At 73.3% G+C, this 23434-nt stretch carries 24 protein-coding genes and 2 riboswitches; of the genes, 11 read left to right on the plus strand and 13 right to left on the minus strand.

Translation table 11 applies throughout. The annotated features are described in order from the left end of the window. Window positions 1–34: 34 nt before the first annotated feature. From NYE39_RS10180 to NYE39_RS10190, 3 genes are all read right to left on the minus strand, one after another. Entirely contained in the window at window positions 35–1408 is a 1374-nt protein-coding gene (locus NYE39_RS10180) for an MBL fold metallo-hydrolase (RefSeq protein WP_341012587.1), read from the minus strand. Between the two features lie 12 nt (window positions 1409–1420). Further along, window positions 1421–2008 (minus strand): rhodanese-like domain-containing protein, encoded by a 588-nt coding sequence (locus NYE39_RS10185; RefSeq protein WP_341012588.1) that lies wholly within the window; start codon window positions 2006–2008, stop codon window positions 1421–1423. Between the two features lie 63 nt (window positions 2009–2071). Then, window positions 2072–2884: a sulfite exporter TauE/SafE family protein gene (locus tag NYE39_RS10190; protein ID WP_341012589.1), complete on the minus strand. Its 813-nt coding sequence runs from the start codon at window positions 2882–2884 to the stop codon at window positions 2072–2074. Between the two features lie 218 nt (window positions 2885–3102). Here NYE39_RS10190 and NYE39_RS10195 point away from each other — a divergent pair, with 218 nt between their 5' ends. Continuing rightward, window positions 3103–3504: a DUF302 domain-containing protein gene (locus NYE39_RS10195; RefSeq protein ID WP_341012590.1), complete on the plus strand. Its 402-nt coding sequence runs from the start codon at window positions 3103–3105 to the stop codon at window positions 3502–3504. Window positions 3505–3529: 25 nt separating this feature from the next. After that, entirely contained in the window at window positions 3530–3796 is a 267-nt protein-coding gene (locus NYE39_RS10200; RefSeq protein ID WP_084449617.1) for a metal-sensitive transcriptional regulator, read from the plus strand. On the opposite strand, the gene NYE39_RS10205 is transcribed toward NYE39_RS10200, so the two are convergent. Further along, window positions 3783–4277: a hypothetical protein gene (locus tag NYE39_RS10205; RefSeq protein WP_341012591.1), complete on the minus strand. Its 495-nt coding sequence runs from the start codon at window positions 4275–4277 to the stop codon at window positions 3783–3785. The genes NYE39_RS10200 and NYE39_RS10205 overlap by 14 nt on opposite strands. Beyond that, window positions 4274–5239: a GNAT family N-acetyltransferase gene (locus NYE39_RS10210; RefSeq protein WP_341012592.1), complete on the minus strand. Its 966-nt coding sequence runs from the start codon at window positions 5237–5239 to the stop codon at window positions 4274–4276. Before NYE39_RS10210 ends, NYE39_RS10205 begins: the two co-directional genes overlap by 4 nt. A 101-nt stretch (window positions 5240–5340) precedes the next feature. Between NYE39_RS10210 and NYE39_RS10215 the strand changes: the two genes are divergently transcribed. The 4 genes from NYE39_RS10215 to NYE39_RS10230 all read left to right on the plus strand — a co-directional run bounded on the left by NYE39_RS10215 (window position 5341) and on the right by NYE39_RS10230 (window position 10191). Then, window positions 5341–6012: a GTP pyrophosphokinase gene (locus NYE39_RS10215; RefSeq protein WP_205703078.1), complete on the plus strand. Its 672-nt coding sequence runs from the start codon at window positions 5341–5343 to the stop codon at window positions 6010–6012. A gap of 130 nt (window positions 6013–6142) precedes the next feature. Next, a riboswitch (cyclic di-AMP (ydaO/yuaA leader) is annotated at window positions 6143–6326 on the plus strand. Further along, complete coding sequence (locus tag NYE39_RS10220; RefSeq protein ID WP_341012593.1) at window positions 6323–7096, plus strand: C40 family peptidase; 774 nt, start codon at window positions 6323–6325, stop codon at window positions 7094–7096. Its footprint overlaps the riboswitch before it by 4 nt. A 180-nt stretch (window positions 7097–7276) precedes the next feature. Then, window positions 7277–7465, plus strand: a riboswitch (cyclic di-AMP (ydaO/yuaA leader). Then, a complete protein-coding gene (locus tag NYE39_RS10225) occupies window positions 7462–8310 on the plus strand; it encodes a C40 family peptidase (RefSeq protein ID WP_072625895.1) in 849 nt (282 codons plus the stop codon). Its footprint overlaps the riboswitch before it by 4 nt. A 141-nt stretch (window positions 8311–8451) precedes the next feature. Next, entirely contained in the window at window positions 8452–10191 is a 1740-nt protein-coding gene (locus NYE39_RS10230) for an AMP-dependent synthetase/ligase (protein WP_341012594.1), read from the plus strand. Between the two features lie 51 nt (window positions 10192–10242). Here the strand turns inward: NYE39_RS10230 and NYE39_RS10235 are convergent, their stop codons facing one another. Together NYE39_RS10235 and NYE39_RS10240 are read right to left on the minus strand one after the other, a co-directional pair. Then, window positions 10243–10824, minus strand: a complete 582-nt coding sequence (locus tag NYE39_RS10235) for a class F sortase (protein ID WP_341012595.1) — start codon at window positions 10822–10824, stop codon at window positions 10243–10245. Between the two features lie 140 nt (window positions 10825–10964). Next, complete coding sequence (locus NYE39_RS10240) at window positions 10965–11993, minus strand: excalibur calcium-binding domain-containing protein (protein ID WP_341012596.1); 1029 nt, start codon at window positions 11991–11993, stop codon at window positions 10965–10967. A gap of 137 nt (window positions 11994–12130) precedes the next feature. Between NYE39_RS10240 and NYE39_RS10245 the strand changes: the two genes are divergently transcribed. Together NYE39_RS10245 and NYE39_RS10250 are read left to right on the plus strand one after the other, a co-directional pair. After that, on the plus strand, window positions 12131–12802 hold the full coding sequence (locus NYE39_RS10245; RefSeq protein ID WP_341012597.1) for a class I SAM-dependent DNA methyltransferase: 672 nt from the start codon (window positions 12131–12133) through the stop codon (window positions 12800–12802). After that, window positions 12802–13992 carry a winged helix DNA-binding domain-containing protein gene (locus NYE39_RS10250; RefSeq protein ID WP_341013403.1) on the plus strand — a complete coding sequence of 397 codons (1191 nt, stop codon included), beginning with the start codon at window positions 12802–12804 and terminating at the stop codon, window positions 13990–13992. The genes NYE39_RS10245 and NYE39_RS10250 overlap by 1 nt, the downstream gene beginning before the upstream one ends. Before the next feature lie 33 nt (window positions 13993–14025). Here NYE39_RS10250 and NYE39_RS10255 read toward each other — a convergent pair whose 3' ends face one another. After that, window positions 14026–15456 (minus strand): protein kinase domain-containing protein, encoded by a 1431-nt coding sequence (locus NYE39_RS10255; protein WP_341012598.1) that lies wholly within the window; start codon window positions 15454–15456, stop codon window positions 14026–14028. Window positions 15457–15591: 135 nt separating this feature from the next. On the opposite strand from NYE39_RS10255, the gene NYE39_RS10260 reads away from it, so the two are divergent. From NYE39_RS10260 to NYE39_RS10270, 3 genes are all read left to right on the plus strand, one after another. Next, the gene (locus NYE39_RS10260) at window positions 15592–15993 is read left to right on the plus strand and encodes an ankyrin repeat domain-containing protein (protein ID WP_341012599.1); all 402 of its coding nucleotides are present in this window, start codon (window positions 15592–15594) and stop codon (window positions 15991–15993) included. 89 nt (window positions 15994–16082) lie between these two features. Then, complete coding sequence (locus NYE39_RS10265) at window positions 16083–16565, plus strand: cupin domain-containing protein (RefSeq protein WP_341012600.1); 483 nt, start codon at window positions 16083–16085, stop codon at window positions 16563–16565. A 41-nt stretch (window positions 16566–16606) separates the two neighbouring features. Beyond that, window positions 16607–18016, plus strand: a complete 1410-nt coding sequence (locus NYE39_RS10270; RefSeq protein ID WP_341012601.1) for a dihydrolipoyl dehydrogenase family protein — start codon at window positions 16607–16609, stop codon at window positions 18014–18016. A 6-nt stretch (window positions 18017–18022) separates the two neighbouring features. On the opposite strand, the gene NYE39_RS10275 is transcribed toward NYE39_RS10270, so the two are convergent. The 5 genes from NYE39_RS10275 to NYE39_RS10295 all read right to left on the minus strand — a co-directional run bounded on the left by NYE39_RS10275 (window position 18023) and on the right by NYE39_RS10295 (window position 23331). Further along, the gene (locus NYE39_RS10275) at window positions 18023–18331 is read right to left on the minus strand and encodes a GNAT family N-acetyltransferase (protein ID WP_341012602.1); all 309 of its coding nucleotides are present in this window, start codon (window positions 18329–18331) and stop codon (window positions 18023–18025) included. A gap of 17 nt (window positions 18332–18348) precedes the next feature. Then, window positions 18349–20247, minus strand: a complete 1899-nt coding sequence (locus tag NYE39_RS10280) for a hypothetical protein (RefSeq protein ID WP_341012603.1) — start codon at window positions 20245–20247, stop codon at window positions 18349–18351. 29 nt (window positions 20248–20276) lie between these two features. After that, complete coding sequence (locus NYE39_RS10285) at window positions 20277–21053, minus strand: HEAT repeat domain-containing protein (RefSeq protein ID WP_341012604.1); 777 nt, start codon at window positions 21051–21053, stop codon at window positions 20277–20279. 107 nt (window positions 21054–21160) lie between these two features. Beyond that, the gene (locus NYE39_RS10290; RefSeq protein WP_341012605.1) at window positions 21161–22705 is read right to left on the minus strand and encodes an MFS transporter; all 1545 of its coding nucleotides are present in this window, start codon (window positions 22703–22705) and stop codon (window positions 21161–21163) included. Beyond that, a complete protein-coding gene (locus NYE39_RS10295; RefSeq protein ID WP_341012606.1) occupies window positions 22702–23331 on the minus strand; it encodes a TetR/AcrR family transcriptional regulator in 630 nt (209 codons plus the stop codon). The genes NYE39_RS10290 and NYE39_RS10295 overlap by 4 nt, the downstream gene beginning before the upstream one ends. Window positions 23332–23434: the final 103 nt, after the last annotated feature.

The following is a 23434-nucleotide window of genomic DNA, read 5'->3' on the forward strand; positions in this document are numbered from 1 at the left end:
ACCTCTCTGGTCGAGGTGAGGTCACCTCTGGCGCTCAGGCGTCGACGGTCTGCTGCTCCCAGGCCGCGTACCCGCCGACGAGGTCGGTGACGTCCGTGTGGCCGACCGAGCGCAGCAGGCTCGCCGCGACGGACGAGCGCCACCCGCCGGCGCAGTGCACGAGCAGCGGACGGTCGGTCGGCAGCTCGTCGTGGCGGCGGGCGAGCTCGGCCAGGGGGATGTGGACGGCGCCGGGGATGACCTGCCCGTCGGCGCGCTCGCCGGCATTGCGCACGTCGACGACGACGGTCTGCTCGGGCAGCGCCGCGAGGTCGGCGACCTCGGTGCGCTCGCTCGTCGTCATGAGGGGGGCGAGCGGACCGTCGAGCGTGAGCGGCGCGGCGACGTGGCCGACGACCGCGTCGTGGCCGATCCGCCCCATCCGCAGCGCCGCCTCGGCCGCCCGGCCCTCGGGCGCGACGAGGAGGACCTCGACGGCGTGGTCGACGACGGTGCCGACCGTCTCGGCGAAGCGGCCGTCGAGGCCGACGTTGACCGAGCCCGCGAGGTGCCCGCGGGCGAAGTCCTCGGGCGAGCGGGCGTCGACGACGGTGACGCCGCCGGCGATCGCGGCGGCCACCTCGGCCGGCGTGAAGGGGACGACCGACTGCCCGGGCTCGAGCAGGTCGCGCTGGCGCAGGTTGAGCATGGCATCGACCTGGAAGTACGCGGGCGCGGAAGGTTGGCCGGTCGTCACCATCCCGATGAAGTCCTCGACAGACATCTCCGCGGCAAAGGGATTGCTCGCGCGCTGCGCCGCGATCGTCGACTCGAGCTCGTCGGAGAGCCCACGGCCGCAGGAGGACCCGGCACCGTGCGCCGGCATCACCTTGGTCTCGTCGGGCAGCGGCAGCAGCACGTCGTGGAGGGTGTGGTGCATCGCCGTGGCGAGGTCCTCGGCGGTGGAGCCGTCGGAGACGACGAGGTCGGGCCGGCCGACGCCGCCGATGAAGAGCGAGTCGCCGGTGAGCACCGCGCGCGGGACGCCGCGCTCGTGCACGAGGACGCTGATCGACTCCCACGTGTGACCGGGGGTCTCGAGGATCTCCAGGGTGACCTCGTCACCGAGCTCGATGCGGTCGCGCCCGGCGAGGGTGCGCACCTCGAACTCGGCGCGCTCGGCAGCGGTGGGGCCGTAGCCGATCCACGCGCCGGTTGCGGCGGCGAGCTCTAGGTGACCGGCGACGAAGTCGGCGTGCACGTGCGTGTTGATGACCCCGACGATCGTCAGGTCTTGCTCGCGGGCGTCGGCGAGGTACTCGCTGACGTCGCGGCGCGGGTCGACGACGACGGCGCGGCGGCTCCCTTCGTCGGCGATGAGGTAGGAGCCGTGCGAGAGGCAGCCGAGGTAGTACTGGGTGAGGATCATGTCTCGCTCCTGTCAGTTCCGGCCGCCGCGCAGCTGCGCGAAGACGGCCTCTGGGGTGGGCTCGTGGCGACGGTTGTGGGGCATGCGCGAGAGGAGCGCGCCCATCGCGCAGGTGTTGGTCAGGGCGGCTCCGGTGAGGCCGGCGCCGATGCCCGCGGAGAGCCACTTGGCCTGCGGGACGACGGTGCTTGCGAGGATGCCGGTGAGGACGATCGAGCCGGCGACGAGGCGGACCTGGCGCTCGAGGTCCCAGCTCCCTTCGCCCGCGACGACGTCTCCACCGGCGCTCTCCCACGCGGTGATGCCGCCGTCGAGGACGTGCAGGTGGTCCGTCCCGGTGGTGGCCAGGGCGCTCGCGGCCCGGGAGGCCCGCGCGCCCGAGCGGCACACGAGGACGACGTCGTCGTCGAGGTGCTCGGCCAGCTCGCGGCGGTGCTCCTCGAGGAGCGGCAGCGGCACGTTGTAGGAGCCGGGGATGTGCCACGCGGCGAACTCCGCCGGCGTGCGCACGTCGACGAGGCGCGGGCCAGCCGGCTCGGCGAGCCAGTCCCGCAGGTCGGTCGCGGTGAGGGTCGTGGGGCGGGTGGTGACGGTGGTCATGGGTTCCTTTGCTCGGGGATGGACGAAGGGGAGGTCAGTCGGGTTGGTCGGGGGCAGGTTGCGTCAGGCGAGCAGCCCGGGGAGGGCCTGCGCGGCGGTGAGGGCCGCGACGCCCAGGACGAGGACCGCGAAGGCCTTGGAGAGGCGCTGCGCGGGGATGCGGTCGGCGACGCGGCTGCCGAGGAGGCTGCCGACGACCGCCGCCGCGGCGAAGCCGAGGATCAGCGGCCAGTCGAGCTCGCCGGCGCCGTGCTGGAAGCGGGCGACGAGGGAGGTCGCGCTGTTGACGGCGATGACGAGCAGGGACGTGCCCACGGCGACCGGCATCGGGAAGCCGAGGACCATGACGAGCGCCGGCACGACCACGAAGCCGCCGCCGACACCGAGGAAGCCGGTGAGGAGTCCGACGAGGCTCGCAGCCACGACGAGCTTGAGCAGCCGCGGGCAGGCGCAGGTCACGGGGTTGAGGGTGAGGATCGGCTCGTGCGGCCCGAGGTCGGGCTCCGGGCGCGTGCCGCGACGGAGCATGAGCACCGCCACGACCGTCATGAGGACCGCGAAGGCGGTCATGAGGACGTCGGGCTCGACCGCACGCGAGGCCGCGGACCCGGCGACTGCGCCGCCGACCCCGAGGAGACCAAAGGTCAGGCCTTGTCCGAGGCGCACCCGTCCGGCCCGGTGGTGGGCCGGCAGGGAGAGCGCGGCGGTGATGCCGACGATGACGAGCGAGCTCGTCGTCGCGGCGACCGGACCCTGGCCCAGCAGGTGGACGAGCACGGGCACGGCGAGGATCGAGCCGCCGCCGCCGAGGGCGCCCAGGGACAGGCCGATGGCCAGCCCGAGCGGGATCACGGCGAGGAGTTCGGCAGTGCTCATGGCACGGACGATAATACCCCCCGGGGTATCTGTCCAACCCAGTTCGGCGGTCGCAGACCGAGCCAGGCGTCGCTGGTGCCACCTGGTTGCCTCTCTCCGGGCAGCCATGCGCGCACAACGCCGCCGGGCTGGGCGAAGGGAGGGTGAGTTCAGTCCCAGCGATACCCCACGGGGTATACTTGATCTGTCACGACACGCAGACGAACGGGAGAACTGACATGCAGTACGGCATCACGACCACCGTGGACGCCCCCTTCGAGCTGGCCCTGTCCGCGACGCGCGAGGCACTGGCCGAGCAGGGCTTCGGCGTCCTCACCGAGATCGACCTCGCTTGCACGCTCAAGGCGAAGGTCGACGCCGACCTCGACCCCTACGTCATCCTCGGCGCCTGCCGGCCACAGCTGGCCGAGCAGGCCGTCGCCCACGAGCCCTCGATCGGGCTCCTGCTGCCGTGCAATGTCGTCGTGCGCGCCGACGGCGACGCCCGCACCGTCGTCGAGGCCCTCGACCCCGACATGATGGTCGGGGTGACGGACAATGAGCAGCTGCAGGACGTCGCAGCCGACGCCCGCACCCGCCTCGACACCGCTCTGGCCTCGCTGCCGAGCACGGTCTCCTGACCCACCAACCCCGAAGGAGAGAGACATGGTCACCCTCGACATGGAGGACATGGGCCCGGTCGTCAACCGACTGCGCCGCGCCCAGGGTCAGATCGGCGGCGTCATCCGGCTCATCGAGGAGGGGCGCGACTGCAAGGAGGTCGTGACCCAGCTCGCCGCAGCGAGCCGCGCCCTCGACCGCGCGGGCTTCGCCATCGTCTCCTCGGGCCTGCGAGAGTGCCTCTCCTCGCCCGACGGGGTCAACGAGGACGACCGCGCCGCGATGGAAAAGCTCTTCCTCACCCTCGCCTGACGCCCGGCGGCGGGGGCGGTTGCCCGGGCGGAGGCCCACCCGTGCCGGGTTGGTGCGGGGAGGCCTGTGCCGCAGCGGGGCTCGCCGCCTGCCACGGGACCAGCCCGCGACGCAGACCCTCGGCGATGTGCTCGATCGCCCGCCCGCTCTGCCGCCAGTCGCCGGCCTCGGTCTCCCACGCGAACTCCCAGCCGTCCCGCACCTCGACGTGCCAGTGCCGGCCGAAGAGCATCCGGCCGAGCAGGGCGAAGGGGAGGACGAGCAGCAGGACCAGCATCTCGAGCGCCACGACGACCGACAGGACGACGACGGGGATGAGCAGGATCAGCAGGAAGACGCCGATGATCGCGCTGATCGGGTCGTCGCCGAGGCCGTGGCCGGAGGGGACGTCGCCCCAGTAACCCACGTGTGCCTTGCGCCGCCACGGCATCCACCGCCGCGACACCCGCCACGTTCGCCCGCTGGGGTCGACGACCTTCATGACTGTTCCTCCTCGCGCTCGACGAGCCAGCGCAGCAGCGGCGCCACGTCATCGGGCAGCGGTTGCGCCGGGTCCGTCCAGCGCACCTCCTCGATCTCTGCGGCCGGCATCACCCGCGGCCGGGACTCGCGCACCAGGTGCGGGTGCCGGAAGACGCTCGCGATGAGCGGGCGCCCGGCTTCGTTGGCCGCCGCCGTGCGGTGGACCGCGAGCAGCTCGAGGTCCTCGGGCGCCAGGACCAGCCCGAGCTCCTCCTCGACCTCGCGCAGCGCGCACTGTGCCGGGCTCTCGCCCGCCTCGGGCTTGCCGCCCGGGTGCATGAAGGCGGTGGTGCCGCGCTTGCGCACCGTGAGCACGTGCCCGTCGGCGTCGCGCAGGTCGACGGCACTGACGACGATCGCGTCGCCGTGGTCGCGGGGCCGGTCGCTCGCCAGGGCGGCGTAGACGAGGCTGTCGGTCCACTCCCCCTTGCTGAAGAGGTCCTGGAGGTGGGTCGCCTCGAGCCGCATGCCGAGGCGTTCGCACAGGGCTGCCGATGCCGAGTTGCGGGCGTCGAGCTCGGCGACGACGCGGTGCATGCCGTGGTGGTCGAAGGCGTGGTCGATGACCGCGCGGGCCGCCTCGGTCGCGAAGCCCCGCCCGGCGACGTCGGGGTGGAAGACCCAGCCCAGTTCTCCCTTCGTGCCCGTCCCGTCCGTGGCCCACAGGGCGACATCGCCGACGACCCGGCCCTCGTGCTCGACGACGAGGGCGAGCGCCTGCCGCGGAGTGTCCAGGCCGGTGCGGACGACCCGATCGGCGAGGCGGGCGACGGCGACCTCCCGGGTCCACGGCGGCTCGAGCAGGTGGCGCGCGACCTCGGGGTCGGCGTAGTAGGCCAGGGCCGCGTCGACGTCGTCGTCGCGCCACGGCCGCAACACGAGGCGCTCGGTGCGGATCGGCAGGAGCGGGACGGAGATCACTGCAGCACGCTAGTGGCCACGGACGAAGGGGACGCTCCCCCCCTTCGTCCGGCCTCACCGGTGCACACCCGGCTCTCAGGGCACCGGCCTACGCTGGACGGGTGACCAGCGCCGCCCAGCCCCCTGGCCTACCCGAGCTCTCCGACGACGCCGTGCGTCGGTTCGCGCAGATCCGGGAGGACTTCACCCGGATGATGCTCGGCTACCGCTTCGGCATGGAGCAGGTGGCGACGCGACTGGAGATCCTGCGCGAGGAGTTCGCCGAGCTGCACCTCGACAACCCGATCGAGCACATCTCCACCCGGGTCAAGAGCCCCGAGTCGATCCTCGAGAAGGCCGCCCGGCAGGGCGTGGAGCTGGAGATCCCGGCCCTGCGCGAGCACATCACCGACATCGCCGGCGTGCGGGTCATCTGCTCCTTCGTCGCCGATGTCTACCGCCTCATGACCGCCCTCACCGAGCAGGCCGACATCTCGGTGCGCGTGGTCAAGGACTACATCGCCAACCCCAAGCCCAACGGCTACCGGTCGCTGCACGTCATCCTCGAGATCCCCGTCTTCCTCTCCTCCGGGCCGGTCCAGGTTCCCGTCGAGGTGCAGTTCCGGACCGTCGCGATGGACTTCTGGGCGAGCACCGAGCACAAGATCTTCTACAAGTACGAGGGCGACGTCCCCGCCCACCTGCGCCAGCGGATCACCGACGCGGCGGCCACGGCCGCGCGCATGGACGAGGAGATGGCGCAGCTGCACCGGGCGGTGCACGGCACCGATTGAGGCGGGCCGGCGCCTGCCGCGGGCGCCCGGCGCCACGGACACGCCGAGACCGATAAAAGTTCTCCACAGATTCGTGACCAAACCGTGTCCCGATGCCCTACTCTTCTTTTCGACCCCACACTGCGGGGTCACCACCAGGTCGCCGAGTCCTGCCAGCCGGGTGGTCCCTGAACGCCACGGCAGGAGCGGGGGACCCACGTACCACCGGCCCCAGTGCCTCGGGGTGAAGTCTGCTCGTCGCAAGACGAGCAGGCGGAGTGCTCATCTCCACTCCAACCCGACAGCTAACTCCGCAGGCGGAGGAGATCCCATGTCGATGTTCTACGCCGGGCGCCACCGCGCCCCGAGCACCAAGACCCCCCGCCGCGCCGGCGCCAGCATGGTCGCCGTCGCCGCCGTGAGCCTGGGCACCGCCGCGGCCACCGCCCCCGGCGCCAGCGCTGCTCCCTCTGCGGTCAGCGCTCCCGCTGCCGCCTCCGCCTCGTCGGCCACCTCTGCGACGACCTTCTCCGGCCTGGTCAAGCGGGGCCACCGCGGCAGCCTGGTCAAGCAGGTCCAGCGCAAGGTCGGCGTGAGCGCTGACGGCATCTTCGGCCCCATGACCCAGTCCGCGGTCAAGCGCTACCAGAAGCGCAACGGCCTCGTCGCCGACGGCATCGTCGGCCCCCGCACCGGCACCAAGATGGGCCTGCGCTCCACGAGCACGTCCACGTCGCGCACCTCGACGCGCACGTCGACCCGCACCGTCTCGAGCTCCTCGGTCCTCTCGACCGCGGCGAGCCTCGTGGGCACGCCCTACCGCTACGGCGGCACGAGCCGCTCCGGCTTCGACTGCTCGGGCTTCACGCAGTACGTCTTCGCCCGCCACGGCAAGAGCCTGCCGCGCACGGCCGAGCAGCAGCGTCGCGCCACCACCCGCGTCTACTCCCCGCAGCCCGGCGACCTCGTCTTCTTCGGCGCGCCGGCCTGGCACATGGGCATCTACGCCGGCAACGGCATGATGTACGACGCCGGCAACGCGCGCGTCGACACGACCAAGCGCAAGATCTGGACGAGCAACGTGACCTACGGCCGCGTCCGCTGACCCCAGCACCCCACGACGAAGGGGGCTCCGACCATCACGGTCGGGGCCCCCTTCGTCATTTTCGCCCCTTCGTCATTGCTGCCCCTGCGTCATTGGTGCACAACGGGTTTCGCCACCCGCGTTACCATTTCGTGACTATATGACCTATGGTCGAACGCGGTCCCGGCCACTGCCGGGACGCCGTCGAGGACGCCGAGTCCTACCACCTCGACGGGGTACCCCAGCAGCACCGGTAGGAGCGGAGGACCCAACCTCTGGCCACACGGCCTCGGGGTGAAGTCCTACGGCGGGGCATCGCCCGGTCGAAGGGCGGGATGGTCTCCATCCCAACCCGACAGCTAACTTCGCAGGCGAGAGGAGACAGCATGACCATGTTCTACACCGCACGTCACGCCGCCCCCCGCGCCCACCGCTCTGCGGCACAGCGCACGGGCGCCGGCGTCCTCGCCGCCACGGCTCTCGGCCTGGGGGCATCGACGATGACCGCCACGAGCGCGGCAGCCCAGGGCGGCCCCGAGGCTCCGGCCCCGGCCACCTCGCAGACCGCCTCGACCGGCGGCGCGCAGAGCGCCGGCAACTCCGTCGCTCCCAGCGGCTCGACCTCCTTCTCCGACCACGTGCGCGTCGGCGACACCGGCAGCGTCGTCAAGCAGATCCAGGACAAGGTCGGCGTCAGTGCCGACGGCGTCTTCGGGTCCCTGACCGAGCAGGCCGTGAAGAGCTGGCAGGCCAAGAACGGTCTGTCGGCCGACGGCATCGTCGGCCCCGAGACCGGCTCCGCCCTGGGCCTGACCGGCGGCGGCTCCAGCTCGACCGGTGGTGCCCAGTCCGCGGACGGTGGCACCGCCGAGACCGCCCAGGCCTCGGCCAGCGCCCCGGCCTCCGACTCGTCGATCGTCAACACCGCGCGCAGCCTCACCGGCACGCCCTACGTCTACGGCGGCACGACCACCGCGGGCTTCGACTGCTCCGGCTTCGTGCAGTACGTTTACGACAAGGCGGGTAAGGACATCCCGCGCACGACGCAGCAGCAGCAGGCTGCAGCCACCCCGGTCTCCAACCCACAGCCCGGTGACATCGTCTTCTTCGGCAACCCCGCGTACCACAACGGGATCTACGCCGGCGACGGCAAGATCATCGACGCGGGCAACTCCGAGTCGCCGGTGCAGGAGCGCGACATCTGGACCGATGACGTGACCTACGGCCGCTTCTGAGCGACCCCGCGCAGGCCGCTCCCGAGCGGCTCGCACGACAAGGCCCCGACCGCTACGGTCGGGGCCTTGTCGTGCTCGGGTGCCGAAGGCGCGTGAGACACTGGCCCTTTCTACACGTGTAGTCGTCCCAGGAGGTCATCCGTGCCCGCCACCCACGCCACCGGCGAAGCCCTCGAGCTCACCGACCGCGACCTGCTCCCCCTTCGTCCCTGGCGTCGGGCGCAGGAGGACCCGCAGCATCCCTCCTTCAGCCACGTCGTCGACGGCGACTGGCAGACCATCACCGCCGGAGAGCACCTCGAGAGCCTCGTTGCGACGGTCCGGGGACTCGTCGCAAGCGGCGTCGCCGCCGGTGACCGTGTGGTGCTCATGGCCGACACCCGCTATGAGTGGCTGCTGCTCGACGAGGCGATCTGGAACGCCGGGGCCGGCACCGTCCCCGTCTACCCGTCGTCGTCGCGCAGCCAGCTCGAGTGGATCGTCCGCGACTCCGGTGCACGGGTCCTGCTCGTCGAGACGCCGGCGATGGCACAGTTGGCCACCGGTCTCGACGTCGAAGTCCTCGTCATCGACGACGGCGCCCTCGCCACCCTCGCCGAGCGCGGTCAGACCGTGGCCGAGGATGAAGTGCACGCGCGCCGGGACGCAGTGACCTTCGACGGCCTCGCCGGGATCGTCTACACCTCCGGCACCACCGGTCGGCCGAAGGGGGTCGTCCTCACCCACCGGCACCTCGCCGCCGAGGTCGCCGGCTGCCTGGCACACCCGATCGGCGAGGTCGGGGCGCCCGGCCGCCGCATCCTGATGTTCCTGCCGATGGCGCACGTGCTCGCCCGCTCCGTCGCCTACATCGCCGCGCAGTCCGGCGCCACGGTCGGCTTCTGGTCCGACTTCTCGACGATCGTCGAGAAGTTCGGCTCCTTCCGTCCGCACATGGTCGTCGGCGTACCCCGGGTCTTCGAAAAGGTGCACGCCGGCATTCGCGCCAAGGCGGCCGGGCGCCGCGTCTCCGCCGCCGTCTTCGCGAAGGGGGAGCAGGTCGCCGTCGACTGGAGCCGGGCCGTGGGCGACGACCCGCGCCCGGGCCGCCCCGGGCTGCGGCTGCGTGTGCTGCACGCGGTCTTCGACCGGCTGCTCTACGCCAAGGTCCGCGCGGCCCTCGGCGGGGAGACGATGTACGAGATCAGCGGCGGCGGGGCGCTCGGCGAGCGCCTCGGCCACTTCTTCCGCGGCGTCGGCGTGCCGATCCACGAGGGCTACGGCCTGACCGAGACCTGCGCGGCGATCACCGTCAACGGGCCCGGCCAGCAGCGTGTCGGCACCGTCGGGCGCCCCCTGCCGGGCAACGAGGTGCGCATCAGCGAGGACGGGGCGATCGAGGTCCGCGGGGCCGTGGTCACCGACGGCTACTGGAACAACGAGGAGGCGACCCGATCCTCGATCGTCGACGGTTGGTTCGCCACCGGAGATCTCGGCTCGCTCGACGACGAGGGTTACCTGACGATCACCGGGCGGGCCAAGGAGATCATCGTGACCGCCGGCGGCAAGAACGTCGTGCCCGGCCCGCTCGAGGACGTGCTGCGCTCCCACCCGCTCGTGTCCCAGGCAATGGTCGTCGGCGAGGGGCGGCCCTTCGTCGCAGCGCTCATCACGCTCGACCCGGAGGCGGAGCGACCCGCCGACCCGCAGGCCGAGCTCCAGGACGTCGTCGACGAGGCCAATGAGCTGGTCTCCAAGGCGGAGGGGATCAAGAAGTTCGTCGTCCTCGACGACGACTTCACCGAGGAGTCGGGCGAGATGACCGCGACGCAGAAGCTCAAGCGCCACGTCATCGAGACCCAGCGCGCCGAGGCGATCGAGGGGCTCTACGCGAAGCGCTGAGTCGGGGCCCGAGGGGCAACCGGGGTCCCGGACGGGGACGGTCGGGTCCGCTCAGCGGCTCGCCGGCACCGCCGTGAGCACGACGTTGTCGCGGTAGTGCTGCTCCCCGTCGATCGTCATCACCGGGCCGCCGCAGGTGACGAGGGCGAGCTGGCGGGGGCCGTCCACCCTGAAGATCGAGCGGGGCAGCGACACCTTGGAGTAGCTCTGCAGGCTCGTCGTGACAAAGGTCGACCGACGACCCGCGCCGTCGGTGACGTGGACCAGCGCTCCCGGACGGGCGTCACTGAGCCGCGCGAGGGCACCAGGGGTCCCGGACAGGTCGACGTGCCCGGCGAGCAGGGTCGTCCCCGCGCCGGCGCCGAGGGGGGCGGACCACACGTCGCGACCGACCCGCCACGGCTCGCGCGGGATGTCGAGGGACCCACTGCTGAACTTCACGCCGTCGAGGCTCGCGTAGATCCCGAGCGAGGGCACGTAGAGGCGATCGGGCCCCATGCGGTCAGGCGACATGACGAGCTCCCGGCTCGTGCTCGACGGGGAGCCTGTCGAGGTGCTCGAGGACGGCGCCGGGTCGTCGGGGATCGCGGCGACGGTCGCCGTGCGGGTCGGGTCCGGGGTCGGCGACGCCACCGCGAAGGTCTGGCTGGGGACCGGCGCCGCGACAGTCTCCTCGCCGCCCGCGAACGACCACCACGTCAGTGCCGCGCCCCCGGTGACGAGGACGAGGGCGACGAGCAGCAGCGCGAGTCGTCTCAGGGTGCCGCGCCCGATCAGCTGGCGCGACGAGCGCGCACGGCGACGCCGATACCGCTCAGGACCAGCAGCCCGCCGCCGAGGAGGCCCAAGGTGTTGGGTCCGGCGACGTCGGGGACACCGGCGTTGATCGTGCGGGCCTGGGAGCGGTCCGCGGCGTCGGAGCCGTCGGTGCCGAAGTAGGTCTCGCAGGCGATGCCGTCGTTGTCGGCGTCGAGGCGGTGACGGTCGATCGCCGGGCCGCCGTTGGCGGTGAAGAAGGTCTGCGCCTCGGCCTGCGAGGAGAAGTCGGGGCAGTCCTTGTCAGCGGTCGTGACGGAGGGCGCGGCCGACGAGGCCGAGACGGTGACGGATGACCGGCTCGGCGCCGTGGCGGGGGCCTTGGGGGCCGCCGGCGCTGCGGGTGCAGCAGCCGGAGCCTTGGGAGCGGCCGGGGCAGTGGCCGGCGCGGCAGCCGCCTGCGGGGCAGCGGCCGGAGCGGCGGCCGCCTGCGGGGCAGCGGCCGGAGCAGACTGCGGGGCGGCCAGCGGCGCGGCCTGCTGGGCGTCCGCCGCCGAGGCCTCGTCGGCCGACGCGGGAACCGCGCCGTCGGCTTCGGAGTCCGTGGCCGGGGTGTCGTCGGCGGCGTCGGGCGCAGCCGCCCCGCACGACGCGTCGAGGAGCGTGTGGACCGGGGTCGCACCGTCGGTCCAGACCGCCTGGGCCCAGTCGGTGCCCTGCGTCGCGGTCGCCGGGTCGAGCTCGCCCGCGGTCAGCGCGACGGCCATGACGGACGCGTCGCCACCGGCGGCCACATCCGATGCCGGCGCGACGACGGCCGAGACGTCGGCGCCGCTGTCGACCGCGGACAGCCCGCGGGCGGTGAGCGCGTCGCGCACCGAGCTGACGAGCGCGGCGTCGACGCCCTCGGCGCTGGTGACGGTGAAGGTCGTGCCCGCCCCGCACAGGTCGCTCGGCACGGCGACCGCCGGCGTGGCGAGGGTCAGCGCGAAGCCGCCCGACATGACGAGTCCGGCGATGGTGGTCCTGACAACGGTGGTGCGCACGTCTGCTCTCCCCATGACGAAACGGCGAAGGCGCTCCCCACGGGCGCGCTCGTGGGCAAGATATACCCGCCGGGGGTCACCCGGGAAGCCCCCTTCGTCAGGTGCTGGCTGACGGTGCCTGCTGGCAGGGTGGGGGCATGGGCGAAGCTGACCACGGGCACCGAGACCACCGCCACGATCACCGGCACGACGGGGACGCGCGGCACTTCGACGACACGGCCGCGACCTGGGACGACGACCCCGACAAGGTGCGCCAGTCGGGTGAGGTGGCGGCGGCGATCGCGGGGCGGGTCCCCCTTCGTCCGCGGCTGCGGCTGCTCGACTACGGGGCCGGCACCGCCCTGGTGACCACCGCGCTGCTGCCGCACCTGCCGGAGGTCGAGGTGACCGTCGCCGACAGCTCCTCGGGGATGCGGCAGGTGCTCGCGGACAAGGTCGCGACCGGCACGCTGCCCTCGCCCACGCGCGCGTGGGACCTCGACCTCGAGACCCAGCCGGTGCCCACCGAGCGCTTCGACCTCGTGGTCACCTCCAACGTCCTGCACCACGTCGGGGAGCTCGACCGGGTCCTCGCCGGTTTCGCCGAGCTGCTCGACGCCGGCGGGTGGGTGGCCGTCGCCGACCTCGACCGCGAGGACGGCAGCTTCCACGACCACGACTTCGGCGGGCACCACGGCTTCGACCGCGCCGAGGTCGCGAGCCGGCTCACATCGGCTGGCTTCGTCGACGTGACCGTCGGCGATGCCGGCCACGTGCACAAGCAGAACCGCGACTACCCGGTCTTCCTCGCCGTCGGCCGCCGGGCGTGATGCGCACCGTCGGCGACGCCGAGCGCCGCGCCCGCCTCGCGACGCGACAGGCACTGCACCCCGACCACCACGCACCCGACGTCGTCGGCGCGGCTCGCTCGGTGGTCTGCCTGCACGCGACCGAGGCCGCGACCGTGCACCTGGCCGTCGGCGCCCGCACCACCGGGGTCACCCCCTTCGACGTCGACTCGGCACTCTACGACGACCGCAGCATCGTCAAGCAGCTGGCGATGCGCCGCACGCTCTTCGCCTTCCCCCGAGACCTGCTGCCCGCCGCGCTCGCCGTGGCCCGCGAGCGGATCGCGCCCGAGCAGCACCGACTCATCGCCCGCGACGCCACCCGGCACGGCATCGCCGACGACGGCGCGGCCTGGCTCGAGACGGCGGGAGCCGCGGTGGAGCGACGGCTCGCCGGCGGCGAAGCGCTGCCGGCCGCCGCGCTGCGCGCCGAGCTGCCGGAGCTCTCCGGGGCGATCACGATCAACGAGGGCAAGCGCTACGGCGGCACCTTCAACCTCGCGCCGCGGGTGCTCACCTGGCTCGGGGCGCAGGGGCGGATCACCCGCGGGCCCAATGCCGGCCACTGGCGCCTGTCGAAGCCCGCGTGGACCCTCATGGGCTCGTGGCTCGGCGAGGAGCCGGCGGTCCCCGATCTCGCGACCGGCTACGCCGAGCTCGTGCGGCGGTGGCTCGAGCGCTTCGGTCCCGGCACGCTCGAGGACGTGCAGTGGTGGCTCGGCGCGACGAAGGGGGCCACCCGCGCGGCCCTCGCGGACGTCGGCGTCGTCGAGGTGGGGCTCGAGGGTGGCGCCACGGGGTGGCTGCTGCCCGACGACCTCGAGCCGGTCGCCGAGGTCGGCCCGTGGGCGGCCCTGCTGCCGACGCTCGACCCCACGACGATGGGGTGGAAGGCCCGCGACTGGTACCTCGACCCCGCCCACCGCGAGCTGCTCTTCGACAGCAACGGCAACGGCGGAACCACCGCGTGGTGGGACGGGCGGATCGTCGGCGCGTGGGTGCAGGACGACGACGGCGTGGTCTCGGTCGTCGAGTGCCCGGGCACCGACCTCGGGAGCGAAGGGAGGTCCGCTCTCGCCGCCGAGGCCGAGCGGCTCACCGCCTGGCTCGACGGCGTGCGGATCACCAATGTCTACTCCTCGCGGCTGATGAAGGGCGAGGCCCTGCCCTGACCGGCCGCGGGTGCGGTCGGGCGGTCGGGCGGGCTACGGCCCGTCGACCGAGGGCGCCAGGCTGCTCGAGGGCGCCGAGGTCTGCGTCGGTGCCGTCGTCGGTGCCGGCGGGGTCGTGGGCACGCTCGTGGTCGACGGCTCGCTCGTGGGCGTGGTCGGCGGGGTCGACGGCTCGCTCGTCGGCGACGGGGTGAAGGCCGGGGTCGTCGATGACGTGGAGGTCGTCATGGACGGCGTCGTCGAGGACGAGGTGGTGGAGCTCGTCGAGGAACTGGTCGTGGATGTGGTGGTCGTGGGTGCCGGTGCCCGGGTCGTCGCCGGTGGGGGCGGTGGCGCCGCGGATGGTGCCGTCGTCGGCTGCGGCGCGGTGGTGGTGCTCGTCGGGCTCGCGGTCGAGGTGGCGGTCGTCGGTGTGCCCGTGCGCGTCGTGCTGGTGCTCGTGCTGATCGTCGTCGTCGAGGTCGGGGCCCCGTCAGGGACCGCCGAGTCCTCGCGCCCGGTGAGCGCCAGCGCCGCGCCCACGACGAGGAGGGCCGCCCCCGCGACGCCGACGAGCAGCAGACCGCCCCTGCGCCGACCTCGATCGCGGCCGGTCGCGGTCGACCCGGAGCCAGGGGGCCCGCCGTCGGCGCCCGCGGTCTGCAGTGCCCCGCCGGCGACGGCTGCCGGCTCCACGGCCCCGCCGCCGGCAGATGCGGCCCGGGGGTGCCGACCCTCGCGGGCTGCGCGCACCGGACGGGTCGCGGCCACGTCCTCACCGTCGTCCCACGGGAAGAGCCCGAAACCGACCACCGGGGCCGGCGCCTCCTGGGCGACCTCCGCGAGCCGCGCGGAGGCCTCGGCAGCGGTGATCCGGCTGTGGGAGTCGTCGGCGACCATCGCAGCCAGCACCGGCCCGATCGCGCCGGCGGTGTCCGGCCGGACGGCGAGCACTGCGTCGAGCGTGCGGCCGAGGGCCCACACGTCGGCGGAGCGACCGCTCTCGCCGGCCAGTCCGTGCTCCGGGGTGGCGGGCGGCGCGAGCTTCGCCTCGTCACCCGGGCCCATGACGACGCTCGAGGGCCCGACGCCGCCGTGGACCAGGCCAGCCCGGTGCACCGCGGCCAGGGCTGCGGCGACCTGCGACCCGACGAGCGCCACCTCTCGCGGGGAACGGCGTCCGTGCTCGCGCACCAGTGCGGTCAGGGTCGGGCCGTCGACGAGCTCGAGGACGACGAGAGGCGGGTCCTCGTCGGCGACGACGTCGTGGACGGCGACGAGGTTGGGGTGGTCGACCGCCGTGAGAGCGCGGGCCTCGCGCAGGGCCTGCGCGAGGTGCTCCGGAGCGACGACGAGCTGCTGCAGCACGACGCTGCGCTGCAGGACCGTGTCGCGGCCCAGCCAGGTCGGGTGCGACGAGCCGGGATCACGGACGAGGACCCGCTCGTAGCGGCCGGCCACGCGAGGCGCCGCGTCGCTGCTCATGACCGGCTCCCTCCCCTTCGTGGGGTGCCACCCGGCGGTCGACCGACCCCGGCGTGCCCCCTGCACCGTTCGTCACCCCCAACGGTAGGCGCTGGGGCCCCTCCCCGGAAGGGCCCCAGCGGTCACACTGGAGGCATGAGCGAGCCCACCCCGCACGATCCGACGCCCCTCCCCGACGAGGCAGTCGAGCTGGCCCACCAGCTCTTCGACTGGGCCCGGGAAGGTCAGGCCGAGCGACTGGCCGCCTATGTCGAGGTCGGGGCACCGGTCGACCTGCGCGACCCGGCGGGCAACACGATGCTCATGCTCGCCGCCTACCACGGGCAGGCCGAGACGGTGCGCGAGCTCGCCCGCCGTGGGGCAGACGTCGACGCGCTCAACGACCGCGGCCAGTCACCTCTGGCCGGCGCCGTCTTCAAGGCCGAGCCCGAGGTCGTCGCCGCCCTGCTCGAGCACGGCGCCGACCCCGACGCCGGCACGCCGAGCGCCCGCGCGACGGCGCAGATGTTCGGCCAGGAGGGCCTGCTCGAGCGGTGACCCTCGAGCCCGGGTGGGGGCTCCCCCTTCGTCCGGCTCCGGCACGGCGCCCTCTGGCCGGCTCGGCCCGACGGTGGTAGACCGGACGCATGTCCCTCATCCGGCGCTACCCCTCCGACACCTACTCGGGCAAGGGCGAGGCGAGCGCCTGGGTCCGCCGGGCCGACGAGCCCCCCGAGATCACCTATCGCCACGGCGGCACCTGCGAGTACCTCGCCCGGGGTGAGCGCACCGAGGGCCGCTTCGGGCTCTACCGGTGGACGTTCGGCGACACCGAGTCCGGGCCCGACCCGCACTTCCACCGCTCGATCTCCGAGCAGTTCTACGTCCTGTCCGGGCAGGTGCGCCTCTTCGACGGCCGCGAGTGGGTGACCGCCACCTCCGGCGACTTCCTCTACGTCCCCGAGGGTGGTGTCCACGGCTTCCGCGGGTCCGACCACGCGTCGATGCTGCTGATGTTCGCCCCCGGGGCACCGCGCGAGGACTACTTCGAGACGCTCGCCCGCGGCGAGGAGATGACCGAGGAGCAGCGTGCCGAGTTCATGGTCCGGCACGACACCTATTGGGTCTGACCTCCCCTTCGCCCGGCCACCCCATCACCCGAGGAGCCAGCATGTCCGCGACCCACGAGTACGACGTCGTCGTCATCGGCGCCGGGCCGGTCGGCGAAAACGTCGCGCAGTACGCCATCGAGGGCACCGACCTGACCGCAGCGCTCGTCGAGGGCGAGCTCTACGGCGGCGAGTGCTCCTACTGGGCATGCATCCCGAGCAAGGCGCTGCTGCGCCCGATCGCCGTCGCCGACACCACCGCCCACCTGCAGGGAGTGGCCACCGCCGAGATCGAACCGGAGGGCCTGCTCGCCCGGCGCGACTCCTGGGTCGGCGGTCGCGACGACACCGGCCAGGTCCGCTGGGCCGAGGACCTGGGCATCACGGCCGTGCGCGGCCATGCTCGCCTCGTCGGTGAGCGCGAGGTCGAGGTGACCGGCGAGGGCGGCCCTCACCTGCTGCGGGCGCGGCACGCGGTGGTCCTGGCGACCGGGAGCGAGCCGGTGGTCCCACCTCCCTTCGCCGATGTGCGCCCGTGGGGGTCTCGCGACGCGACCGCGGTCGCAGAGGTCCCGGGTCGGCTCGTCGTCGTCGGCGGCGGGGTCGTGGCCGTCGAGGCCGCGACGTGGATGGCCGCGCTCGGCAGCGAGGTCACGGTGCTCGTGCGGGGCGAGACCCTCCTCGTTGGCCAGGAGCCCTTCGCGGGCAGCGTTGTCGCACAAGCACTTCAGGCGAAGGGAGTTGCCCTGCGCCTCTCTACGTCGGCCACCGGCTGCCGCCGGCCCGACGCCCGGGACACCGGTGTCGGCCGTGTCCACGGCGGCCCGGTCACGGTCGTCACCGACGACGGCGAGGTCGAGGCCGACGAGGTGCTCGTCGCGACCGGGCGCCGTCCCCGCCTGGGCGATGTAGGCCTCGACACGGTCGGGCTCACCCCGGACGACGTGCTCGAGGGACGGCTGCCCGAGTGGCTGCACGCGGTGGGTGACGCCAGCGGCGAGGCGCCCCTGACCCACTGGGGCAAGTACCGCGCGCGGGTGCTCGGCGACGCGATCGCCGCCGCGGCCACCGGGCGCGGGCCGCTCCCGGCGCCCGACGGGGCACCGGTGCCACAGGTCGTCTACACCGACCCGCAGGTGGCGCGGGTCGGGATGACCGAGGCGGAGGCACGCGAGGCAGGGCACGACGTCGAGGTGGCGGAGGTCCCCTTCGCGCAGGTCGGCGGGGCCGCCCTGCTGCGCGACGACGCCCCCGGTCGGGCGAAGCTCGTCGTCGACCGGAAGGGTGGGCTGGTCCTTGGAGCAACCTTCGTCGGGACAGACGCCGGCCAGCTGCTGCACGCCGCGACGATCGCGATCACCGGGCGGGTGCCGGTCCACCTGCTGCGGCACGCGGTGCCGAGCTTCCCCGACGTCACCGAGGTGTGGCTGCGCCTGCTCGAGGCCCTGCCGGTCGAGCTGCGGCGCCCCTGACCGAGGTCAGTCGGTCGCGGTCGAGCGCGCCTTGAAGTGGAGGTCCTGGTAGTCGGGGTGCCGCGCCATCCAGCCCTCGATGAAGGGGCAGACCGGCAGCACCTTGCGGCGGCCCTCGGCGCGCACGTGGTCGAGCGCGGCGCGGGCGAGGGCGCCGCCCACCCCCAGCCCCTCGTGGGCCCGGTCGACCTCGGTGTGGGTGAAGACGTAGAGGTCATCCGTCAGCTGGTACTCGGCGAATCCCGCTGTGGCACCGTCGATCTCGGCGACGAAGCGAGACTCCTCGGGGCGGTGGGTGATGATCACGTCGGCCATGCGTCCCAGCCTAGGTGTCAGCCCCGCGGCCGGAGGGCGACGATCCCGCCCGTCGCGCCGACGTAGAGCCCACCGTCGGGCCCGACGTAGATCGCCGCGTAGTGGTTGTTGACCATCGGCCCGGTCCCGGCGAGCCGGCGCCACATGACCTCGCCGGTCGTCGCGTCGACCGCGGTGAAGTACCAGGCGTCGATGCCGGCGACGGACTCCCCCTTCGTGTAGGTGGCGATGACCCCTGCCGCGGTCCCCTTGGAGACGACCGACGGGGTGCGGATCTCGTCGTTGGCCCACACCTGCTCGCAGCCCTCGTCGGTGACGTCGATGCGGGTCATGCCGGGCTCGGTGGACCGGCCGAAGGTCGCGTCGAAGAGGTTGTAGCCGTAGTTGCTCTCGACGAAGAGGGAGGACCCGATGGCGATGAGGGAGTTGTCCGTGGCGCTGCGCCCGGGGGCGAAGACCGGGACCCGGCAGTGCTCCCGGCCGCCCAGCCCCCGCCGCGTGTCGTAGACGACGACGTGCATCCGCGGGTCGGCGTTGTCGGTGATGGCGACGTAGCGCTCGCCGAGCAGGAGGGTGGGCGTGGTGCCGGAGGCGCGGCTCGTCTGGCCGGGCTTGCGGCGGGTGCCGGCGTCATAGGTCTGCCGCCACACGACCTGCGGGGTGGCGCCGTCGGCGCGCAGGGCGACGAGCTCGCGCGAGGTGACGACCCAGGCGCGTCCGTCGCTGCCGACGGCGAAGGAGTTCTCGATGTCGGCGTCCTCGAAGCGCGTCGAGCCGACGTCGCCGGACTCGGGGTCGAGGACAGCCACGGACCCGAGCTGGCCGACCACCCAGATCTCGCCGTCCTTGCCGGGCACCGCGGAGTTGATCCCCTCGCCGACGGTCAGGCCCGAGGTCACGTCGAACTCGTCGACCGCCTCGATCGCCGGCTCACCCGCGGAGTCGGCGACGGACCACCGTGTGATCCGACCGTCGGAGGTGGGCAGCACGACCCGCTGCTCGTCGTCGAGCACGGCGTAGCCGCCACCGGCGAAGTTCGTCGCGAAGTCGGCGCGGAAGGGCCGGTCGGCGACGTGCTCGCGGGCGAGGACCTCGAGCGAGTCCGGGTCGAGCACGTTGAGCGTCACCCGGGTGGCGTTGACGCACACCGCGACGATGCGGCCGTGCTCGTCGAAGAGCATCGAGGCACACACCCCGCCGAGGTGACGGCGGACGACGTCGGCGCCGCGGGGATCGAGCACCTCGCGGTCGGTGTAGGCGTCGGTCATCGCCGCGTCGCCGTGGATGTTGCTGTCCGGGTTGGCGGCCAGGTGCCGCGCCTGCGCGGCCGGCTCGCCGTCGAGCGGCCCCGTCGGGATCGTGGACGACACCTCGAGGTCGGGGCTGAGCGCGGCGCCGATGGGGCCGATCGGGATGGTGTCGCGGGTGGTGCCGACGGCTGCCAAGATGAGCAGCCAGGCCAGTGCGACGGCGACGGTGACCCGGCCGGCCCGCGAGCGACCGTCCTCGCGGGTGCGCTCACCGCGAGCCCGCCACAGCACGAGCAGCGTTGCGGCAGCGACGACCCCGAGCGGGATGCCGTGCACGAGCGCGGCCGCGGTGGTCATGCCGCGCTGTCCCGGGGCGATGGCGATGACGAGCGCCATTGTCGAGACGATGCCGGCGCCGATCCACGAGCCGGGGGTGCGGCGGCGGACCGCGACGGCGACCGCGACCATGGCGATCGGCAGCAGCGCCACGACGAAGGGCAGGCCCGACGCGACCGTCGCCGGCAGGTCCGCGCGCCGCGCCTGGGCGCCGAGTGCGCGCGGCGAGGTCAGCAGGTTGTCGAGCGTGGCGATCGGCGAGGCGACGAGCAGCGCCTGCGCCACGAGGAGCGAAGGGAGCAGCCGCGGACGGGTCGAGGTGGAGGCCATCGGTCCATCCTAGCGTGCGGCGGTGCGGCTCAGGCCCTTTCGACGCGGTCCGTGATCAACCACCCAGCAGTGATCGACAACCAGGCGTCGTCACCGTCACGCAAGCGCGTGAGCACCCAGTCGACCTCGGGCAGGTCGAGCTCGGCGAGCGCCTCGATGGCCGGCAGGACGACCTCCTTGTCGTCGTGCTCGACGGCGTGGAGGAGGTCGGGGGCAGCCCCGCGGGAGGCCGGGTCGCCGATCGCGAGGAGTGCCTCGGCGGCGTGCCGGCGCACCGAGAGGTCGGGGTCCTCGCGCAGCCGCTGGGCCAGTCCCTCGACCGCAGCCTCGCCGGCCTGCTCGAGGGCTCGGGTCAGCTCGCGGCGGCGGAAGTCCTGCTCCACCCCGAGGTGGTCGACGAGCGCCGCGACGGCGCCGGGCGTGTGGATCCGGCCCAGCGCCCACCACGCCTTGGCCGCGACCGCGTCGTCCTCGTCGTCGGCGAGGGGGAGGATCTCGGCGACCGACTCGGGCCGGCGGATCTTGCTCAGGGCGTGGAGCACCTGGACCCGGCCGGGCCCCTCGGCGAGCGAGTCGTCGCGCAGAGCCTCGACGAGCAACGGGTAGGTGGAGGTGTGCCGGGTGACGACGGCCCAGGTCAGGGTCTCGCGGACGTAGAAGTCCGGCTCGGTGACGAGCAGCCGCACGAGGTCGGCGGCCACCGTCTCGTCGGCGTGGGTGCCGAGCCACAGCGCGGCGCGCTGCCGCACCGAGGGGTCGTCGTGCCGCGCCGCCTGCAGGGCCTTGTCGAAGGAAGTACCGCTCACGTCGACCGACGCTACCGGCCCCCTTCGCATTGCCCTACGGCAATGCAGGCTCAGGACCACCACCGGCCCACCATTCTTCGCTCTTCCTCAAGGAAATGCGCAGGGGGTCAGCCGTGGGTGGCGCCGGAGATGTCGGTGCCGCGCGGGGTGAGCACGAAGACCACGGCAGCCACGACGAGCATGAGCGTCCCGCCGGCGAGGCCGGCGACCTGCAGCGAGTCGACGAAGGCGGCACTGGCGTCGGTGGCCAGGGCCGGCAGGCCGAGCTCGTCGGCCGTCGCCACCGCCGCACCGAGCGAGTCCTCGGCGGCCCGAGCCGCCTGCGGACCCGCCTGCTCCAGGGCGGCCGAGGACTGCAGGTGGGTGCGGTAGACGAGCGCGGAGACGCTGCCGAGGATCGCGACGCCGAGGGTGCCGCCGAGCTCGTAGGAGGTCTCCTCGAGCGCGCCGGCATTGCCGGCCTTTGCCTCCGGCGAGCCCATCATGACCATCGCCGAGGCGATGGCGAGCGACCCGGTGCCGGCACCGACGAGCAGCATGGCCGTGAGCACGAGCGGGTAGGTCAGCCCGTCGGGTCCGAGCCCGACAGCGAGCAGACCGACCCCCGCCAGCGCCAGGCCCGAGGCGAGCACGGCCCGTGCCCCGACGACCCGCGCCAGCGGCGGCGCGGCGAGCGAGGCGACGGCTCCGGCGAGCGCGACGGGGATGAGCTTGATCCCGGACTCGATCGGGCTCGCGCCCTCGACGAGCTGCAGCCACTGCGTGAGCAGGAGCAGCGCCGCGAGCATGGCGAAGGTCGTGCCGAGCGCCGCGATGATCCCGGCGCTGAAGGGGCGGCTGCGGAAGAGGCCGACGTCCAGCAAGGGCGCATCGCTGCGCAGGCAGCGCCGCACGAAGATCGTCAGCGCACCGAGGCCGACCACGAGCGCCAGCAGTGCCGGTGGGTGGAGGAGGCTGGCCTCCTTGCCGAAGGACTTCACCGACCAGACGAAGGCGACCATGCCGACGAGCGCGAGCACCGCGGCCGTGACATCCCACCGGCCGGCGCCCTCGACCCGCGACTCCGGCAGCACGATCGCGCCCGCGATGATCGCGGCGATCATCAGCGGCACGTTGACGAGGAAGGCCGCGTGCCAGGAGAAGTGCTCGAGGAGGAAGCCGCCGACGAGCGGGCCCACGGCCGCCCCGAGCCCGGAGACGGCGGCCCAGATGCTCAGGGCCGTCGCCCGCTGGGCGGCGTCGGTGAAGATCACCCGGATGAGCGAGAGGGTGTTGGGCATGATCATCGCGCCGCCGATCCCGAGGACGGCACGCAGGGCGATGACCGCCTCGGCGGTGTCGGCGACGAGGACGAGCAGCGAGCTGACGAGGAAGATCGCATAGCCGAACAGGAGCATCCGACGACGGCCCCACCGGTCGGCGACCGCGGCCCACGGCACGAGCAAGCCGGCGAGGACGAGGGAGTAGACGTCGACGATCCACAGCTGCTGGTTGGCCGTCGGTCGCAGCTCGGCGGCCATGTCGGGCAGCGCGATGTTGAGGATCGTCATGTCCATCGTGATGACGAGCAGGCTCGCGCTGAGGACGGCGACGGCGGCCCAGGCGCGGCGCGTCGACACCGGGGCGGTCGTGGAGGTGAGGGTGGAGGTCATCGGGGGTCACTCCCTTCGGTCGTGGTGGGGTCGGTCGTGGCGCGGGCGGTGGGCTGGGCCGGGGCGGCCATGAGCCGGCGGAAGACCGCGGCCATCGCCTCGGCGGACACCGGTTCGTCGTGCAGCCCGGCGTGCAGCGTGGCGCCGTCGAGGTAGAGGCCGATCGCCTCGGCGACGGGCGGGTCGAGGTGGCGGGAGAGGATCTCGACGAGCCGGTCGGTCCACCGCAGGGCGAGCTCGCGCAGTCTCGGGTCGTCGCCGAGCCCGGAGTGGACGAGCTCGAGGTCGGCGCGCACCGCCCGCTCGTCGCTGAGGAAGGCGTGCATCTCCTGCGCCAGTCGCTCGGGGGCGTCGTCGAGCGGCAGCAGCTGCGCCTCGACCTCGGCCAGGCCCGCGTCGATGAGGTCGGAGAGCGACTGCAGGGCCAGCTCGCGCAGCTCGTCGAGGGAGGAGAAGTACTGCGTCGTCGAGCCGAGCGAGACCCCGGCGCGGGCCGCGACGGCGCGGTGGGTGAGCGAGGAGGCGCCGCCCTCGACGATCAGCTCTGCGGCCGCATCGATGATCGCGCGGCGCCGCCCCTCGGGGTCGCGCCGCCCGGGTGCCGGCCGGTCCTGCGTGGAGCCCACGGCCCCTCCCTTCGTTGTTGTACATCCGTACATGTACATGTGTACACGACCGAAGGGAGGTTCGCCAAGTCGGTCTCGGGGAGCCCTCCCCGTTGCCGCCCAC

The sequence above is a fragment of the Janibacter sp. FSL W8-0316 genome, from assembly GCF_038004165.1.
Lineage (GTDB): Bacteria > Actinomycetota > Actinomycetes > Actinomycetales > Dermatophilaceae > Janibacter > Janibacter indicus.

Bases quoted from the DNA above. Each gene is read 5' to 3' on its own strand.
- NYE39_RS10205 (WP_341012591.1), bottom strand. From the start codon at position 4,277: ATGAAGGTCGTCGACCCCAGCGGGCGAACGTGGCGGGTGTCGCGGCGG.
- NYE39_RS10275 (WP_341012602.1), bottom strand. From the start codon at position 18,331: ATGGCCGACGTGATCATCACCCACCGCCCCGAGGAGTCTCGCTTCGTC.
- NYE39_RS10180 (WP_341012587.1), bottom strand. From the start codon at position 1,408: ATGATCCTCACCCAGTACTACCTCGGCTGCCTCTCGCACGGCTCCTAC.
- NYE39_RS10265 (WP_341012600.1), top strand. From the start codon at position 16,083: ATGTCCCTCATCCGGCGCTACCCCTCCGACACCTACTCGGGCAAGGGC.
- NYE39_RS10245 (WP_341012597.1), top strand. From the start codon at position 12,131: ATGGGCGAAGCTGACCACGGGCACCGAGACCACCGCCACGATCACCGG.
- NYE39_RS10185 (WP_341012588.1), bottom strand. From the start codon at position 2,008: ATGACCACCGTCACCACCCGCCCCACGACCCTCACCGCGACCGACCTG.
- NYE39_RS10260 (WP_341012599.1), top strand. From the start codon at position 15,592: ATGAGCGAGCCCACCCCGCACGATCCGACGCCCCTCCCCGACGAGGCA.
- NYE39_RS10200 (WP_084449617.1), top strand. From the start codon at position 3,530: ATGGTCACCCTCGACATGGAGGACATGGGCCCGGTCGTCAACCGACTG.
- NYE39_RS10280 (WP_341012603.1), bottom strand. From the start codon at position 20,247: ATGGCCTCCACCTCGACCCGTCCGCGGCTGCTCCCTTCGCTCCTCGTG.
- NYE39_RS10195 (WP_341012590.1), top strand. From the start codon at position 3,103: ATGCAGTACGGCATCACGACCACCGTGGACGCCCCCTTCGAGCTGGCC.
- NYE39_RS10220 (WP_341012593.1), top strand. From the start codon at position 6,323: ATGTCGATGTTCTACGCCGGGCGCCACCGCGCCCCGAGCACCAAGACC.
- NYE39_RS10250 (WP_341013403.1), top strand. From the start codon at position 12,802: ATGCGCACCGTCGGCGACGCCGAGCGCCGCGCCCGCCTCGCGACGCGA.
- NYE39_RS10190 (WP_341012589.1), bottom strand. From the start codon at position 2,884: ATGAGCACTGCCGAACTCCTCGCCGTGATCCCGCTCGGGCTGGCCATC.
- NYE39_RS10225 (WP_072625895.1), top strand. From the start codon at position 7,462: ATGACCATGTTCTACACCGCACGTCACGCCGCCCCCCGCGCCCACCGC.
- NYE39_RS10255 (WP_341012598.1), bottom strand. From the start codon at position 15,456: ATGAGCAGCGACGCGGCGCCTCGCGTGGCCGGCCGCTACGAGCGGGTC.
- NYE39_RS10290 (WP_341012605.1), bottom strand. From the start codon at position 22,705: ATGACCTCCACCCTCACCTCCACGACCGCCCCGGTGTCGACGCGCCGC.
- NYE39_RS10270 (WP_341012601.1), top strand. From the start codon at position 16,607: ATGTCCGCGACCCACGAGTACGACGTCGTCGTCATCGGCGCCGGGCCG.